This is a genomic window from Shewanella glacialimarina, from assembly GCF_020511155.1.
GTDB classification, from domain to species: Bacteria; Pseudomonadota; Gammaproteobacteria; order Enterobacterales; family Shewanellaceae; genus Shewanella; species Shewanella glacialimarina.
Genome location: NZ_CP041216.1, coordinates 1,587,975 through 1,603,245 on the forward strand (window position 1 = coordinate 1,587,975; position 15,271 = coordinate 1,603,245).

Sequence of the window (15,271 nt, forward strand, 5' to 3'; positions counted from 1 at the left end):
CACCATTAAAGACCAGCCTGCGCTTATTGTGACAGATAGGCCGTGCATTATACCCAAACTGTCTTAATATGCTCGTTTCAGTGCTAATTTAAACTTAAGAAAAGGATTTAGCCGCCGATATATTAACAGGTAATAAAATCGACAGGTGACACCATGTGGCAAAAAATCATATTAGTATCCAGTTTGTGTATCAGTGCTACTGCAAGTGCTGATTTACGTCACTATGTTGCCTCCCTTGAAAACTCTGCCTGGCGTGTAGGTGAAAATACCCCTATTGAATGTCGACTAGAGCATGATATTCCAGATTACGGCAAAGCTATTTTTTCCAGTAAATCTGGAAAAGATCTTAACTTACTCTTTACGCTTGATATGTGGGCTAAGCCCGACGCGGTTACCAATGCTAAATTAATCAGCCGAGCACCGACCTGGCGCCCAGGTGATGCATCAAAAGAAATTATCGCATTAAAGTATCAAAAACAATTTAACGGTGAAGTCCCTAAAAAAGCTGCCTGGGCTATGCTAAATGAATTAAGCCAGGGCCGTCAGCCTACGTTTTATTATGCCGATTGGTATGATGCATCAAGTAAAGTTGCAGTGGGGATTTCAGCGGTGAACTTTGCCAGCAAGTATCGTGAGTTTCGCTCATGCTTAGCTAATTTATTACCATACAGTTTTGATGACATTGCATTCACGGTTTTAAATTATCAAGAGGGTGGAACCGAGTTAACTCGTTTTTCAAATTATCAGCTTAAAAAAGTACAAGAATACTTATCATACGATCCTAATATCGAGTTAGTGGTGGTTGATGCCTATACCGACAGCTACGGCGGCCGCTCAATTAACCAAAAAGTGTCAGAAAAACGTGCTGATTCAGTTAAAAGTTTATTAATTGCCAGTGGTATCTCACAAGACCGTATCACCACAGAAGGGCATGGTGAAAAACGTCACGTGGCTGGTAATGACTTAGCGTCAGAGCGACAAACAAACCGCAGAGTCGTGATTAGAATAACTAAACCTATATAGTGCTGTTAATTATTACTTTGAAAATACACAGACCTTAATTTGTTTCAAAGTAACCTTAGCCATTAATCTGTAGCATTAGCCTGAATCATGTTCAGGCTTTTTTGTTTGTGTTTGAAGGTAAATTTTAGACAAAAAAAACCCACTCAAACCGAGTGGGCTAAATAATTTGCAATCAACAAATTTAAGGAAGGAAGTCAAGCATAAGAACTGGGAATAAGTTAATGTTTCACAAACACTAACTTGAAGTTCATTGTTTTCTCATCAAATCGATGTGTCCTGAAAACAAGTTCATAATAGATTTATTACTCTAAATGCACAAGATAGATTTATTCTTCTTTCGCATTAGATTTTGTAATGGCAGGATGTACTGATTTTGAATTTAAAATGGCCTCTGAGTACCATAACAGTAGGTTTTGTTGAGATGATTCACATTTGAGTGAATAAATATTCGGATAAGTTGAATTGTTTTTTAAACGTAAATGTTAATAGCTTTAGTAAAGTGAGTGTTTACCTGAAAAAATAAGCTTTTATTGGGTTGTTTTTTTGTAATCTACAATCGTTTTTTATACTTTTGACCGGCAAAGCATAGCGATGTAGCGCTTTTTGAAATTAATATTTAACTAAGCTGCAATCTGTATCATCAAATGCACTTATTTTATCTAATTAAGATTCAATTTTTGGGTTGTTTGAAGGCCAGAAAACATTAAAAAATCTTCATCTAAGTTGGTTAAACCCCAGATAATGCAATTTAACACTGTTATGCTCGAAATAAAGTCTGTTTTCAGCGGGTGAGATGATTCACAACTGCCTTGCTACTCGGTATAGTATGCAAAATTTTGTAAGTAAAGAACGAGTCTTAAAATGACGTTTAATTGGCCTGTAACAGTGTACTATGAAGACACCGATGCTGGTGGCGTTGTTTATCATTCAAATTACTTAAACTTCTTTGAAAGAGCACGCACCGAATGGCTTAAATCAATGGGCGTTAGTCAAACTAAATTATTGGCTGATGACATTGCTTTTGTTGTTAAACGTGCAGAATTAGATTTTCGCCGCGCGGCAAAGTTTGAACAGGATTTTATAGTTGAATCCTCTATATCGTCATTAAAAAAAGCGTCGTTGGTGTTCCAACAGCGTTTAATTGATGAGCTAGGTGAATGCTATTGTGAGGCAACGGTGATAGTCGCTTGTGTGTCCTTATCAAAAATGCGTCCCATAGCCATCCCAGAATTTATCGTTCAGGAGTTTAAGAGTGCACGCTGATATGTCTTTTATTGGTTTGTTTTTACAAGCCAGTGTGTTGGTAAAGCTAGTTATGTTTACTTTGTTAGGTTTATCTATTGCATCTTGGGCGGTGATCATTCAACGCCGATCAATGCTGAATTCAGCACGGGTAAAATCCGCGCGTTTTGAAGATACCTTTTGGTCCGGTGTCGACTTAAACCGCTTATACAAAGAACTAACCGCCAGAGGCGAAAGCATTGCTGGCCTAGAAGCAATGTTTGTTGCAGGCTTTAAAGAATATTCAAGAGTGATCAAAGTTAACAGTAAGTCACCAGATGCTGTAATGGAAGGCACATCTAGAGCCATGCGCGTGAGTTTGTCACGTGAAATGGAAAAACTGGAAAACAATTTACCTATGCTAGCCACCATAGGTTCAACCAGTCCTTATATTGGATTGTTTGGTACCGTATGGGGAATTATGAACTCGTTTATCGCGTTAGGTACAGTAGAGAATGCCACATTGGCCATGGTTGCACCAGGTATTGCTGAAGCACTGATTGCAACCGCTATGGGTTTATTTGCCGCTATTCCTGCAGTTGTTGCCTACAACCGTTTTGCTACACAAGCTGAAAAGCTAGAGATGGCCTACGCAAACTTTATGGAAGAGTTTTCTAACATTTTACAGCGCCAAGCCTATAGTGAAAAGGAAGCGGTGTAATGTACCAACGTAAGCGTAAACGTCCTATTGCTGAAATTAACGTTGTACCGTATATCGACGTTATGTTGGTGCTATTGATCATTTTTATGGTCACGGCGCCAATTGTTTCTCAGGGTGTTAAAGTTGAATTGCCACAGGGCAAAGCTGAATCATTACCACCAGACAGTAAACCGCCTATCGTAGCCTCTATTGATGCAGCGGGTGAATACTTTTTAAATGTGGGTTCTGGTTCTAATAGTGACCCTTTAGACCTGGATGAAATTGCAATTCAGGTTGGCGCCATGATCCAGCTTGAACCCTTACGGCCTGTGGTTGTAAAGGCAGACAGAAGTATTGCCTATGAAAATGTTATTCAACTCATGGTGAGCTTGCAACAAGCGGGCGTGCCTGCGGTAGGGTTAATGACTGATTCACCGAAGGAGAAATAGGTGGCTAATCAATCTACTATTAAAATACCGGTAGCGATTTCTGCCGGTATCCACATTGGTGCGATTGTTATTTTAGTGATAGGCGTAAGTTTCGATGATAAGCCTAAAACAATGCCATCTGCACCTAGTGCACCTGCTATTCAAGCTGTTATGGTTGATCAACAAAAAATCACTCAGCATGTAGAAAAGTTAAAGCAACAAAAGCAAGACACTGAAAACAAAGAAAAGGCACGTCAAGCAGAGTTAGAGCGTAAAGCCAACGAAGCACGCCAACAACGTGAGCAAGAACAGCAAAAGATCAAGAATTTAGAAATCGAACGCAAACAGAAAGAAGTTGAAACACAAATAGCCAATGATGCCGCTAAAGCTGCTCAAATAAAAGTGCAGCAAGAAAAAGAGCGTGCGAATAAGGCCGAAGCCGTTCGTAAGCAAAAAGAGCAAGAACAGAAAGCTTCGGAACAAGCCGCACAAAAAGCGGCAGAAAAACGTAAGCAAGAAGAAGCCGCAGCGAAACAAGCCGCAGATGAACGTAAGCGTAAAGCTGAAGAAGATGAACGCAAACGTAAATTAGAGGAAGATCGCCAACGCAAAGCGAAAGCCGATGCCGATGCAAAAGCACGTCAAGAGCAAGAAATGACAGACGCACTCGCGGCAGAACAAGCAACGTTATCGCAAACGCGAAATAAGCAAGTTATGTCAGAAGTGGATCGATTTAAAGCGATGATCATTGCCACTATTCAGCGTAACCTTGTGGTTGACGAGTCGATGCGCGGAAAAAGTTGTCGCGTGTTTATCCGATTAGCACAAGATGGTTTTGTGACGTCAAGTCAGACATTAGATGGCGATCAGGTTGTGTGTCGTGCAGCAAAAGCAGCAATTAATAAAGCAGGTCGTTTACCCGTATCTACAGAAGCGGGTGTATACGATAAATTAAAAGAAATTAACTTAACGGTTTCACCGGAATTTAATTAGTATATTAATGTATTACCTATACAAAATAATGCATTAAAAATGCGAAGGGTATGAAGGAGTCTCATGAATAATTTGGTTAAATGGTTCGCATTGGCATGTGTTGTAATGATAACGCCAGCACGTGCAGCCTTGGATATTGTGATCACCGAAGGTGTTGATCAATCGCGTCCAATCGCTATCGTGCCTTTTGTATGGCAAGGTGAAGGTGCAGCGCCTGCATCTATTTCAGATGTAGTGATGTCTGACTTATCTAGAAGTGGTACTTTTTCACCACTTGATAAACGTGCATTACCACAGTCTAATATTAATACAGTAGCTCAGTTCAACGCTGCTAACTGGGGCAATGTGTCCGCAGATGCACTTGTTGTTGGTTCGGTTAAGCCCTACGGTACAGGTCAATTTTTAGTCACTTTTGAACTTATCGACCTGGTAAAAGCACAGCTTCAAGCTGGTAAAGGCCCAGTTAATACTAGCGAACTGTTATTAGAAAGCCGCGAAACAGTGATTAACGCCAACCAATTTAGACAATACGCCCATCGCATCAGTGATGTTGTATATGAAAAATTAACTGGAATAAGAGGCGCATTCTTAACTCGAATCGCTTATGTTGTCGTTAAGCAAGGTCAAAAAGCGCCGTATCATTTAATGATCGCCGACTATGATGGTTACAACGAGCAAATGTTATTACGCTCGCCAGAACCATTAATGTCACCAAGCTGGTCTCCAGATGGTCGTCGCTTAGCGTATGTGAGTTTTGAAAATCGCAAAGCTGAAATATTTGTTCAAGACATATACACTCAAACTCGTACGCTAGTGAGTAGTTTTGACGGTATAAATGGCGCGCCTTCTTTTTCACCAGACGGTAAAAAGTTAGCCGTGACCTTATCAAAAGATGGTCAGCCAGAAATTTACACAGTGGATATAGCCACTAAAGCAACCAAACGGGTTACAGATCACTACGCCATTGACACAGAGCCTTCATGGTTCCCCGATGGTAAGTCGCTTCTTTTCACGTCTGAGCGTGGTGGTAGACCGCAGCTTTACAAAGTGAATTTGGATACAAACAAAGTCAGTCGAATGACTTTTGAAGGCGAATGGAATTTAGGTGGTTCAATTACACCTGATGGTCGCAGCATGATTTTTGTGAATCGTACTAATGGACGTTTCAATATTGCCAGAATGGACTTAGCAACTCGCTTTATGCAGGTGTTATCATCTACTCGATTAGATGAATCTCCAAGTGTTGCACCTAATGGCACTATGGTGATTTATGGTACGACTCACGAAGGTAAACAAGTACTGGCTGCGGTTTCTACCGATGGCCGATTTAAGGCAAGATTGCCTGCTGGACAAGGTGAGGTGAAATCACCAGCCTGGTCCCCATTTCTTTAATATTAAGTATCGATAAGGATTTAACATGGATCTGAATAAGTTGTTCAAAGCTATGATGGTTGCAGTTCCGCTAATGGCACTGGGTGCTTGTAGCTCAACTTCAGACTCTGACACAGATGCTAGCGGTTCTACTTCTGGTTCATCTAGCGAGTATGGCAATGGTGGTCTTGAAACAGGTGGTGCTGGTGCAGTCTTAAGCCCAGCAGAACAACAACGTTTAAATGAGCAAGAATTACGTCGTCAAAACGTTATTTACTTCGACTTTGATCGCAGTGAATTACAAACTGACAATGCTGAAATTCTTATGGCGCACGGCAATTACTTAGTTGAACATCCAAATGTTCGCGTATTAATTGAAGGCCATGCTGACGAACGTGGTACACCAGAATACAACATCGCACTAGGCGAACGTCGCGCTAAAGCGATTGCTAAATACTTACAAGGCATGGGTGTACAACCTAGCCAAATGAGTATCGTAAGCTACGGTGAAGAAAAGCCTTTAGACTTTTCTCGCACTGACACCGGTTTTGCTCAAAACCGTCGCGGTGTGTTAGTTTACTAAGCGTTATTGAAAAAAGGTCAACCACCTTGGTTGACCCGTTAGGAGATTTACATGAAACATGCCGTATTAGTTGCGGCAATGTTCTTTGGTGCAGGGGCAGCAGTAGCTGCTCCCGCCCCTGTAGAGGATGTTGCTAATGGTTCAAGCGATGATCGTTTAGCACGTGTAGAACGCATCATAAAAGCAAAGCAACAGGGTGAATTTGACATGCAACGTCGACTAGACGCTTTGCAAAGAGAAGTGTTGGATTTACGTGGCATTACTGAGCAACAGAATTACCAGATCAATCAAATGTTGCAACGTCAACGCCAGCTTTACGAAGACATAGCAAACTTATCGACCAAAGCCGCACCAGTAGCAAATGCACCCGCTGCAACAGATGCAGTTAGCGTTGCCGCCTCAAGTTCGACATTAGGCGAAACAGGTAGCTATGAAGCTGCGGTTAACCTAGTGCTTAAAGATCGTAAGTATGATGATGCAATTCCTGCCTTTCGAAGTTTTATAAAACAATATCCACAATCAAGCTATGCTGCTAACGCAAATTACTGGTTAGGTCAGCTATTGTTTAATAAAGGTGAGCATGCAGATGCTAAAGGCGCCTTTAGTGCGGTTGTGAGTCAATTTGCTGATTCAAACAAACGTGGCGATAGTTTAGTTAAGTTAGGTATGATAGCTGAAAAAGAGAGTGACCTTGCCGGAGCAAAAGCACTCTATAATAAAGTATTAAAAGAATACCCTAACAGCGCTTCAGCACGCCTTGCACAGCAGCAGTTATCAGCACTTAATGGCTAATAAAGTCAAAAAGCAGCCTCTTAGTCTGTTTTTCATGCAAACAACCACAAATTAGAAATTTGCGCTTGCATGACAAAATGAAAACGGTATTATAGGCGCCCTCAGAACGGCATAGCCTTTTGGGGGATGTTTTAGAGTTATTTAGAACATTCTGGGTCGTTAGCTCAGTCGGTCTTGAAATATAGGCAGTTGGCTTTTGTTCCAGTTAACCATAACAGGTTAGCAAAACAAGATGGGTCGTTAGCTCAGTCGGTAGAGCAGTTGGCTTTTAACCAATTGGTCGAAGGTTCGAATCCTTCACGACCCACCACTTTATTTGAGAGTGGCTAAATAATTCACTTACCAGATGGGTCGTTAGCTCAGTCGTTTTGAAACATAGACAGTTGGCTTTTGTTCCAGTTAACCATAACAGGTTAGCAAAACAAGATGGGTCGTTAGCTCAGTCGGTAGAGCAGTTGGCTTTTAACCAATTGGTCGAAGGTTCAAATCCTTCACGACCCACCACTTTTTAAATAGTGGTTAAAGAATTTAAAGTAAAACCAAGATGGGTCGTTAGCTCAGTCACTCTTTCTCTAAGCGAAGAGCTACATCAAAAGCTGCAGTTAGCTTTTAACCAATTGGTCGAAGGTTTTAATCTTCACGTTATACCACTTTATTTGAGAGTGGCTAAATAATTCAGTTACCATATGGGTCGTTAGCTCAGTCGGTAGAGCAGTTGGCTTTTAACCAATTGGTCGAAGGTTCGAATCCTTCACGACCCACCACTTTATTTGAGAGTGGTTAAATAATTCACTTACCAGATGGGTCGTTAGCTCAGTCAGTCTTGAAACATAGACAGTTGGCTTTTGTTCCAGTTAACCATAACAGGTTAGCAAAACCAAGATGGGTCGTTAGCTCAGTCGGTAGAGCAGTTGGCTTTTAACCAATTGGTCGAAGGTTCGAATCCTTCACGACCCACCACTTTTTAAATAGTGGTTAAAGAATTTAAAGCAATACTAGATGGGTCGTTAGCTCAGTCGGTAGAGCAGTTGGCTTTTAACCAATTGGTCGAAGGTTCGAATCCTTCACGACCCACCACTTTTTAAATAGTGGTTAAAGAATTTAAAGTAGAATCAAGTTTAAAGTAATACCAGATGGGTCGTTAGCTCAGTCGGTCTTGAAACATAGACAGTTGGCTTTTGTTCCAGTTAACCAATAAGGTTGGCAAAACCAAGATGGGTCGTTAGCTCAGTCGGTAGAGCAGTTGGCTTTTAACCAATTGGTCGAAGGTTCGAATCCTTCACGACCCACCACTTCTTCAACTCTCCGTATTAAATTCCAGTTAACTACTTAAAGATCAGCAAAACTAAGATGGGTCGTTAGCTCAGTCACTCTTTATTTATATCAAAAGCTGCAGTTGGCTTTTAACCAATTGGTCGAAGGTTCGAATCCTTCACGACCCACCACTTTTCCTTCCCGATGTTGTAACTCCTAGTTGTAATCTCCAGTTAACCATATCGCTTAGTAAAACTAAGATGGGTCGTTAGCTCAGTCACTCTTTATTTATATCAAAAGCTGCAGTTGGCTTTTAACCCATTGGTCGAAGGTTCGAATCCTTCACGACCCACCACTTCTTCAACTCTTCGTACTAAATTCCAGTTAACTACTTAAAGATCAGCAAAACCAAGATGGTTCGTTAGCTCAGTCATTTCTTCTCTAAGTTAAGAGCTAGATCAAAAGCTGCAGTTGGCTTTTAACCCATTGGTCGAAGGTTCGAATCCTTCACGACCCACCACTTTTACTTCCCGATGTTGTAACCCCTAGTTGTAATCTCCAGTTAACCATATCGCTTAGTAAAACCAAGATGGGTCGTTAGATCAGTCACTTCTTCTCTAAGCTAAGAGCTAGATCAAAAGCTGCAGTTAGCTTTTAACCAATAGGTTAAAGCTTCGAATCCTTCACGACCCACCACTTTTCCTTCCTGATGTTGTAACTCCTAGTTGTAATCTCCAGTTAACCATATCGCTTAGCAAAACCAGGATGGGTCGTTACCTCAGTCACTGTTGCTCTTATGAAAGAATGAGATCAAAAGCTACAGTTGGCTTTTAACCCATTGGTCGAAGGTTCAAATTCTTCACAACCCAACACTTCTTTACTTCTTCCAATACGGCTTATCTATTTGTTTAAACAAAACGCTTTGCGCTATGCTATGCAATGCTTCTACAAGCAAATATAAACAGCTAGCAGCGTAGATCATTGAGTAGACTCACAAAGGGAGCTTAATTATAAATAAGCCATTTCAGGCTTGCTAACCCACTTTAAATCTATATGCAGAATCCGCACCTTTGTAATAGGTATTTAAAACACAAACCGTATCAATTAGCTCGGCACTTTAAAGCCTACAGATTAAGTCTTGAGGTGAGCAGGGTGATCTAAGAAGCAAAGATTAGAATTTGAAAACTTGGGCAATGTACTGCTGTATATCTTGATTAAATAACCTGAACTCGGGATAAGAGATAGAAGTAAAACAGTTAATTATTAAAATTCAGCCAATAAAAAAGCCCATATTAATGGGCTTTTTTAAAACAGCTATTAGCTAGTGAAATCGGTTTCTAGTTACCAGAAATACCGTTTCCGCCACCACCGCCGCCGCCACCGTTGCTTCCGCTAGAGCTTCCGCCAGATTGACCTGGGTTTAATCCAACTGAAGTGCCAGATGTTTGACCGCCAGTGGCAGTTGCTGTTTGAGTTGCTTGAGCAACAACGCTTGAAGAAACACCATTTGCAGCAGCAACTACAGCAATTACGTCTGATGATGCGCCAGCTTGTTGAGCAGCGGCAATAATTTGAGCTTGAGCAGCTTCATCGCCTGCAGCAGCTACAAGCGCAGCAGCTAAAATAGCTTCAGCTTCAGCAGCTGTTGAATTTGCTATCATGTCTGCAGTGTACTGGCCAACAGTACCTGCTGTAACAGCAGCTTCTAAGCCTGCATTATATTCTTCTAGGCTGACAGCTGAAACACCGGCAGACAATAGAAGAGAAAGTACAACTGCAGCAGTTTGTAACTTGCGCATCATTGTGTTCCTTACAATAGTTAAAAATCATTAAGTTTAAGTTCTGTTTCAATTGTATCAGCACTTACTCGTAAAAGTGTATTAAAATTACGTACAGAGTACAAGCCGTTTCCTTGCAGGCCATCAATGTTCAATTGCACACAATGCTGGCTTATTGCTAAGGTTTCTATCTGTGGTGCTATCATTTTAATGCCAATACCGTGACAAATCTGGGTAATGGTTTGAATAAAAAACTGTGTATCTGCTTGTTCTATATCACGTATATAGCTGCCATCAATTTTAATGTAGTCAACATTTAAATTTTTAATATATTGAAACGAGCTTAAGCTTGAGCCAAAACGCTCAATGGCGATTTCAATATTTAATGCTTTCGACTGACTAATAAATTGCTTAGTCGACTCCAGTGACAACATAGCCCCAGACTCATTAAATTCACACAACAGCGGCGGCAGTTTCGACTGCAATTGTTTATATGTGTCAAATAGCCATTCAGTAAAGCGAGTATTATGCAGTGCATGGTTACTAATGTTGATCGCCACACGAGTATTTTTAACATGATGCAGCTTGTAAAAAATAAAACAAATCACCGTTTGCTCTAATTCTTGCAGTAACCCTAAACGTTCGGCCATAGCAAATACATCAATGGTCGACAGCGTTTCATTGTTGTGCTTAAACCGCACAAAACACTCAACATAAAGCAGCTGGTTAGTTGTATCCACTACCGGTTGCAGCATTAAATCAAACAGCTTATCTAAAGGGATACACTTAATCGCAAAATCCTGCGGCTTAGTGTGAACAATCTCAGCGTTAAAATACTCAGTAAACTGCTTAAGTATTGCCACCCACTCTTCACGTGAATGGGTTGCTGTAGGTGTTGATGTGGTTAATCCCGTTACAGGGGAATCCAAATAACTGTTATGGGTTAACTGGCTATCTAAACGCTTCGCCGCATCAGAAAAGGTTTCACTATACTCAACACTGGTTAATGCATGTTTTGCAAAGCCCTGGGTAAAGCGGTTGGTATTGGCTACCGAAAACGCATCGCCCATTTTACCATCTAAAATAGACACCAGGTCATGGGTGGTTTGCGACAAAATAGCAAACTCAGACCCCGATACCCTATAAAGGCTTACATCGTTATAAACCGATACTTGGTCCGCTAAAATAGTTGCCCCTTCAGTAATATACGCATCACCGTGGGCATAACCTTCGGTATCGTTAATCAATTGCAGTGAGGTTAACGACACCATGCCAAAATACAAACGGTTACCGTTTTTTTCAGCCTCATGCTTTAACGAGTCAAACGCCTTCATTAAAGCGCGTCTATTAGGTAAGCCAGTATGGCTATCGATATACACTTCTTTTGATAACTTTTCCGCGTTCAGTGTTTGCTCTGAAAAAGAGCGCTGAATATTGGTCACCATTTTGTTAATGGCATTCACAACCGTATTTAACTCAGTAGTGAACGGCTTGATAGGGTTTAAATCAAAGCGCTTTTCAATGACCGCTTCAGCCTGTAACTCAATGCGTTTTAACGGCGCAAGTACCGACTTAATGATCAAATAGGCAAACAATAACGCGATAAAAAATTGTATTAGGGTGGTGGTTAACGCATTAACGCTATGGTCCCATAATGTTTTATAAGATGTGCCCGCATGGGACTGCACTTCAAGCGTACCGGCAATGTTCCAGCCGTTGCTCACTTCACTTACCATTAACGGTGGCGTAAGCGGCAATATCGCCATAAACCAGCCAGGTACATTAAAGTTACCTTGCTTATTAAGTCGCTCAAATTTAACGTCACCGTTAATATCCGTAAACGAAATACGTTGATAATAACCAGAGTCAAAAATGGCATTAGTCATGGTTGCCGCAATAACCATGCCTTCTTCATCCATATAAGGCGATATAGACAAACCTAAACTAATAGCCGCCCCCTGAGCATGGGATGCTAATTGCTCATTTAAATAACTGCGCATATTAGACACATTATTAAACAGCGACGCACCAAAGCTAAATAAAGACAAACACGCAATTAATAAATACAACTGCGCCCGTAAAGAGATTCCCTTTCTAAACATAATATTTGACCCTGTTAAAGTTATTCACCGTTTTCTATACGCTGCATTAAAACTGACCAATCAGTAGTGCCTTTACTGTCGGGTTTAGCTGAACTTAACCCATGTGCTTTAGCTAACCATAAACCTTGTCCATTAAAGGAATATATGGGTTTTAAATCTGGACGACGATTTGCCGATAACACCTTACGATTAAGATTATCTAACACTAACGGCAACGATGACGGTGTTTCAAAGTAAATTAGCACCATATGAGGTTCATTAAAGGTTAACGACCGCACATACATCAAACGCAGCTTATTCTCATCCATGCCCATACCAAGCAAAGTCATATACTTGAAAATGGCATAATCTTCACAGTCGCCAGCGCCAGTCCCTAAGGACTCTGTTGGCGTTGCCCAGTAATCTAAAGTATTCCAATGTTTCAAGTCAGACTTAAAATCAATATGCCTATTGGCAAACTCATTGGCCAATAGCAACCTATCGTAATCATCCTGGTCGCTACCTTCATCAATCACTTCACGCCAGTCATAAAAGTCGCTAAGTTTTTTATCACCGTAGCCTTGTTTTATGCCAGCAAAAAAGTCGTCGGTAAATAAACTGTCGCTTAAGGTGGCAAAACACACAGCCGAAAACACCACAGGTATGGCTAACCAATGGCGGTATTTATTCATATTAACAAGCACACTCTTAATACACGTCATTCCTGCTGTTTATCATTGAATCAATAGGGCGATAATCACCGCAAAATTACCCAATAATCTGTCTATTGAGATAAAGTGACACAAACCTGATGCACATCATAATCTAGTTAAGTTACAAACAACAATAAAATGACAACGGCACAGGCAAACAAAGTCTTTTATTTGAATGCGTTGCGCTTAACCTCGTCATTCAAAAGTGTTAGCCATTATGCAAGTTCAAAATCTGTTTAAGCTAGCTTAAGTCATTTAAATTTAGTCGCTGCATACCTGTAATGAGCCCAGTAGCATTAGCCAAGCACCTGAACCCAGCAGCCAAAAACAAAACATTGGCCAACATAGTATTGTCATAATACTCAAATAAGCTATATCCAACAGGCTAGCTAACATAATCGTTACCGTCGTTAGCGCAACGCAACATCGAAGTAAAAATGCAACTCAGAAACCAAAACGTAACTCAGAAACGAAAGCGCACTAGGGGTAAAGTGATAGTGAAGGTGAAAGGGAAAGTAATAAGGACGTTACAGTACAAGGTGTGGTTACTGACATGACAAAACGACAAACGACAAAACCAGCAAGCGCGGCTAGTTTCTGATTTTAAATAGAAAAAAATAACGTGAAAAATCAGACGAATAAAAAAACGTCAAAAAATAACAAAATGCGTCAAAAAACTGTCATTAACTTAGCATTTACTCTATAATCTCCGCGAAATAGAGTGCTGACATAGAAATTAGTAGTAGAAAAGGAAATTTTAAAACAAGGCATGACGCCACTGATTAGCTATTTTTGAATCAAAATCACCTGATTTTGTTCGTTAGTTTATCTCTGTAATCTCATCCTGTTTTAACTCCTACAATACCCAAACTATCCATTCAGGTGCAACAACTGTTGTTTCGTCACCTGTAAGCCAAAGTGAATTCTGGTCGGGTAAAATTGTGTCTACTATTTCTTAATAACATTATTGGCTCAAGCTTAGTCGTTCAAGCTTATTAGTATTAGTATTAGTTTATTAGCTTAAGTTGTTTAGTATTAGCGCTTAACACATAAAATATCAGCTGTAACAATCGGTTTGAATCGGTTAGCTTTTTTTAAGTCAGTTTTTAAATCAGTTACCAATGAGTTTTGTTTAGATCATCAGGAAGATCATCAACATGAAAATAGCCATCGCTGGTACAGGATATGTCGGTTTATCTAACGCTATGTTATTAGCGCAGCACAACGAAGTGGTTGCGGTAGACATAGTAGCAGAAAAAATAAGCCAACTTAATGATAAAGTCTCGCCTATTACCGACACTGAAATTGAAGATTTTTTAACAAACAAAAAACTCAACTTCACCGCCACCTTAAACAAGCAGGCAGCCTATACGGGCGCCGACTTTGTTATTATTGCCACACCAACAGACTACGACCCAACAACAAACTACTTTAATACCGCGTCAGTTGAATCTGTTATCAAAGATGTTATCAGCATTAACACTAATGCAGTAATGGTCATTAAATCAACCGTGCCAGTAGGCTATACCGAACGTATTAAACAAGAGTTTGCCTGTAACAATATTATATTTTCGCCAGAATTTCTGCGTGAAGGCAAAGCCCTGCACGACAACCTTTACCCGTCACGCATTATTGTTGGCGAGCAAAGCGAACGTGCTAACACCTTTGCCAACTTATTAGTGCAAGGCGCCATTAAGCAAGATATTGAAGTGCTATTTACCCACTCAACCGAAGCCGAAGCCGTTAAGCTGTTTTCAAATACCTATTTAGCTTTACGGGTAGCCTACTTTAACGAGCTAGACACCTATGCCGAGGCACATGGGTTAGACAGCAAACAAATTATCGACGGTGTGTGTTTAGACCCCCGCATAGGTAATCACTACAACAACCCATCATTTGGCTATGGTGGCTACTGCCTACCCAAAGACACTAAACAGCTGCGCGCCAACTACGCCGACGTGCCTAATAATCTAATTGGTGCCATTGTTGACTCTAATACCACTCGCAAAGACTTTATTGCCGACTCAATCATCAGGCGCAACCCTAAAACAGTCGGTATTTACCGCCTTATTATGAAGTCAGGCTCAGACAATTTTAGGTCGTCAAGCATTCAAGGCATTATGAAGCGCATCAAAGCTAAAGGCATTGAAGTGATCATATATGAACCTGTACTAGAGCAAGCCGAGTTTTTTCACTCAAAGGTTTATAACGATTTAGCCAAGTTTAAAGCGGCAGCTGATGTGATTATTTCAAATCGAGCCGCTGAAGAGTTAAGTGATGTTGCAGATAAAGTGTATACCCGTGATTTATTTGGTAATGACTAGCTGTAAACTG

The 15,271-nt window shown here is 40.6% G+C and carries 12 protein-coding genes and 9 tRNA genes; 18 read left to right on the plus strand and 3 right to left on the minus strand.

The window, feature by feature from the left end; all coding sequences use genetic code 11:
* Window positions 1-153 precede the first annotated feature (153 nt).
* The 17 genes from FJ709_RS06865 to FJ709_RS06945 all read left to right on the plus strand — a co-directional run bounded on the left by FJ709_RS06865 (window position 154) and on the right by FJ709_RS06945 (window position 8,885).
* A complete protein-coding gene (locus FJ709_RS06865; RefSeq protein ID WP_226414760.1) occupies window positions 154-1,023 on the plus strand; it encodes a flagellar protein MotY in 870 nt (289 codons plus the stop codon).
* An 861-nt stretch (window positions 1,024-1,884) separates the two neighbouring features.
* On the plus strand, window positions 1,885-2,286 hold the full coding sequence (ybgC, locus tag FJ709_RS06870) for a tol-pal system-associated acyl-CoA thioesterase (protein WP_226414763.1): 402 nt from the start codon (window positions 1,885-1,887) through the stop codon (window positions 2,284-2,286).
* Complete coding sequence (gene tolQ, locus FJ709_RS06875; RefSeq protein WP_226414766.1) at window positions 2,276-2,965, plus strand: protein TolQ; 690 nt, start codon at window positions 2,276-2,278, stop codon at window positions 2,963-2,965. The genes ybgC and tolQ overlap by 11 nt, the downstream gene beginning before the upstream one ends.
* A complete protein-coding gene (gene tolR / locus FJ709_RS06880; protein WP_226414769.1) occupies window positions 2,965-3,393 on the plus strand; it encodes a protein TolR in 429 nt (142 codons plus the stop codon). Before tolQ ends, tolR begins: the two co-directional genes overlap by 1 nt.
* A complete protein-coding gene (gene tolA / locus FJ709_RS06885) occupies window positions 3,394-4,365 on the plus strand; it encodes a cell envelope integrity protein TolA (protein WP_226414772.1) in 972 nt (323 codons plus the stop codon).
* 63 nt (window positions 4,366-4,428) lie between these two features.
* A complete protein-coding gene (gene tolB / locus FJ709_RS06890; protein ID WP_226414775.1) occupies window positions 4,429-5,757 on the plus strand; it encodes a Tol-Pal system beta propeller repeat protein TolB in 1,329 nt (442 codons plus the stop codon).
* Between the two features lie 25 nt (window positions 5,758-5,782).
* Window positions 5,783-6,319 carry a peptidoglycan-associated lipoprotein Pal gene (gene pal, locus FJ709_RS06895; RefSeq protein ID WP_226414778.1) on the plus strand — a complete coding sequence of 179 codons (537 nt, stop codon included), beginning with the start codon at window positions 5,783-5,785 and terminating at the stop codon, window positions 6,317-6,319.
* A gap of 51 nt (window positions 6,320-6,370) precedes the next feature.
* Window positions 6,371-7,111, plus strand: coding sequence for a tol-pal system protein YbgF (gene ybgF / locus FJ709_RS06900; RefSeq protein ID WP_226414781.1), 741 nt, complete (start codon window positions 6,371-6,373; stop codon window positions 7,109-7,111).
* Between the two features lie 234 nt (window positions 7,112-7,345).
* Window positions 7,346-7,421: transfer RNA gene (locus FJ709_RS06905), tRNA-Lys, on the plus strand.
* A 118-nt stretch (window positions 7,422-7,539) separates the two neighbouring features.
* Window positions 7,540-7,615 (plus strand) — tRNA-Lys (locus FJ709_RS06910).
* Between the two features lie 184 nt (window positions 7,616-7,799).
* Window positions 7,800-7,875: transfer RNA gene (locus tag FJ709_RS06915), tRNA-Lys, on the plus strand.
* Between the two features lie 120 nt (window positions 7,876-7,995).
* Window positions 7,996-8,071: transfer RNA gene (locus FJ709_RS06920), tRNA-Lys, on the plus strand.
* Window positions 8,072-8,112: 41 nt separating this feature from the next.
* A tRNA-Lys gene (locus FJ709_RS06925) sits at window positions 8,113-8,188 on the plus strand.
* A 139-nt stretch (window positions 8,189-8,327) separates the two neighbouring features.
* Window positions 8,328-8,403: transfer RNA gene (locus tag FJ709_RS06930), tRNA-Lys, on the plus strand.
* Between the two features lie 60 nt (window positions 8,404-8,463).
* Window positions 8,464-8,556, plus strand: a tRNA-Lys gene (locus FJ709_RS06935).
* Between the two features lie 71 nt (window positions 8,557-8,627).
* A tRNA-Lys gene (locus FJ709_RS06940) sits at window positions 8,628-8,720 on the plus strand.
* 60 nt (window positions 8,721-8,780) lie between these two features.
* Window positions 8,781-8,885, plus strand: a tRNA-Lys gene (locus FJ709_RS06945).
* A gap of 817 nt (window positions 8,886-9,702) precedes the next feature.
* Here the strand turns inward: FJ709_RS06945 and FJ709_RS06950 are convergent.
* Genes FJ709_RS06950 through FJ709_RS06960 form a run of 3 tightly spaced genes read right to left on the minus strand, consistent with a single transcriptional unit; the run spans window position 9,703 to window position 12,916 of the window.
* On the minus strand, window positions 9,703-10,167 hold the full coding sequence (locus tag FJ709_RS06950) for a hypothetical protein (RefSeq protein ID WP_226414784.1): 465 nt from the start codon (window positions 10,165-10,167) through the stop codon (window positions 9,703-9,705).
* Window positions 10,168-10,184: 17 nt separating this feature from the next.
* Entirely contained in the window at window positions 10,185-12,245 is a 2,061-nt protein-coding gene (locus FJ709_RS06955) for a bifunctional diguanylate cyclase/phosphodiesterase (RefSeq protein ID WP_226414787.1), read from the minus strand.
* A gap of 20 nt (window positions 12,246-12,265) precedes the next feature.
* Window positions 12,266-12,916, minus strand: coding sequence for a transglutaminase-like cysteine peptidase (locus FJ709_RS06960; RefSeq protein WP_226414790.1), 651 nt, complete (start codon window positions 12,914-12,916; stop codon window positions 12,266-12,268).
* Window positions 12,917-14,094: 1,178 nt separating this feature from the next.
* On the opposite strand from FJ709_RS06960, the gene FJ709_RS06965 reads away from it, so the two are divergent.
* A complete protein-coding gene (locus FJ709_RS06965) occupies window positions 14,095-15,261 on the plus strand; it encodes a nucleotide sugar dehydrogenase (protein WP_226414793.1) in 1,167 nt (388 codons plus the stop codon).
* Window positions 15,262-15,271: the final 10 nt, after the last annotated feature.

Coding starts and splice junctions, on each gene's coding strand:
- FJ709_RS06965 (WP_226414793.1), top strand. CDS start 14,095: ATGAAAATAGCCATCGCTGGTACAGGATATGTCGGTTTATCTAACGCT.
- tolR (WP_226414769.1), top strand. CDS start 2,965: ATGTACCAACGTAAGCGTAAACGTCCTATTGCTGAAATTAACGTTGTA.
- FJ709_RS06865 (WP_226414760.1), top strand. CDS start 154: ATGTGGCAAAAAATCATATTAGTATCCAGTTTGTGTATCAGTGCTACT.
- FJ709_RS06955 (WP_226414787.1), bottom strand. CDS start 12,245: ATGTTTAGAAAGGGAATCTCTTTACGGGCGCAGTTGTATTTATTAATT.
- ybgC (WP_226414763.1), top strand. CDS start 1,885: ATGACGTTTAATTGGCCTGTAACAGTGTACTATGAAGACACCGATGCT.
- tolB (WP_226414775.1), top strand. CDS start 4,429: ATGAATAATTTGGTTAAATGGTTCGCATTGGCATGTGTTGTAATGATA.
- ybgF (WP_226414781.1), top strand. CDS start 6,371: ATGAAACATGCCGTATTAGTTGCGGCAATGTTCTTTGGTGCAGGGGCA.
- FJ709_RS06950 (WP_226414784.1), bottom strand. CDS start 10,167: ATGATGCGCAAGTTACAAACTGCTGCAGTTGTACTTTCTCTTCTATTG.
- pal (WP_226414778.1), top strand. CDS start 5,783: ATGGATCTGAATAAGTTGTTCAAAGCTATGATGGTTGCAGTTCCGCTA.
- FJ709_RS06960 (WP_226414790.1), bottom strand. CDS start 12,916: ATGAATAAATACCGCCATTGGTTAGCCATACCTGTGGTGTTTTCGGCT.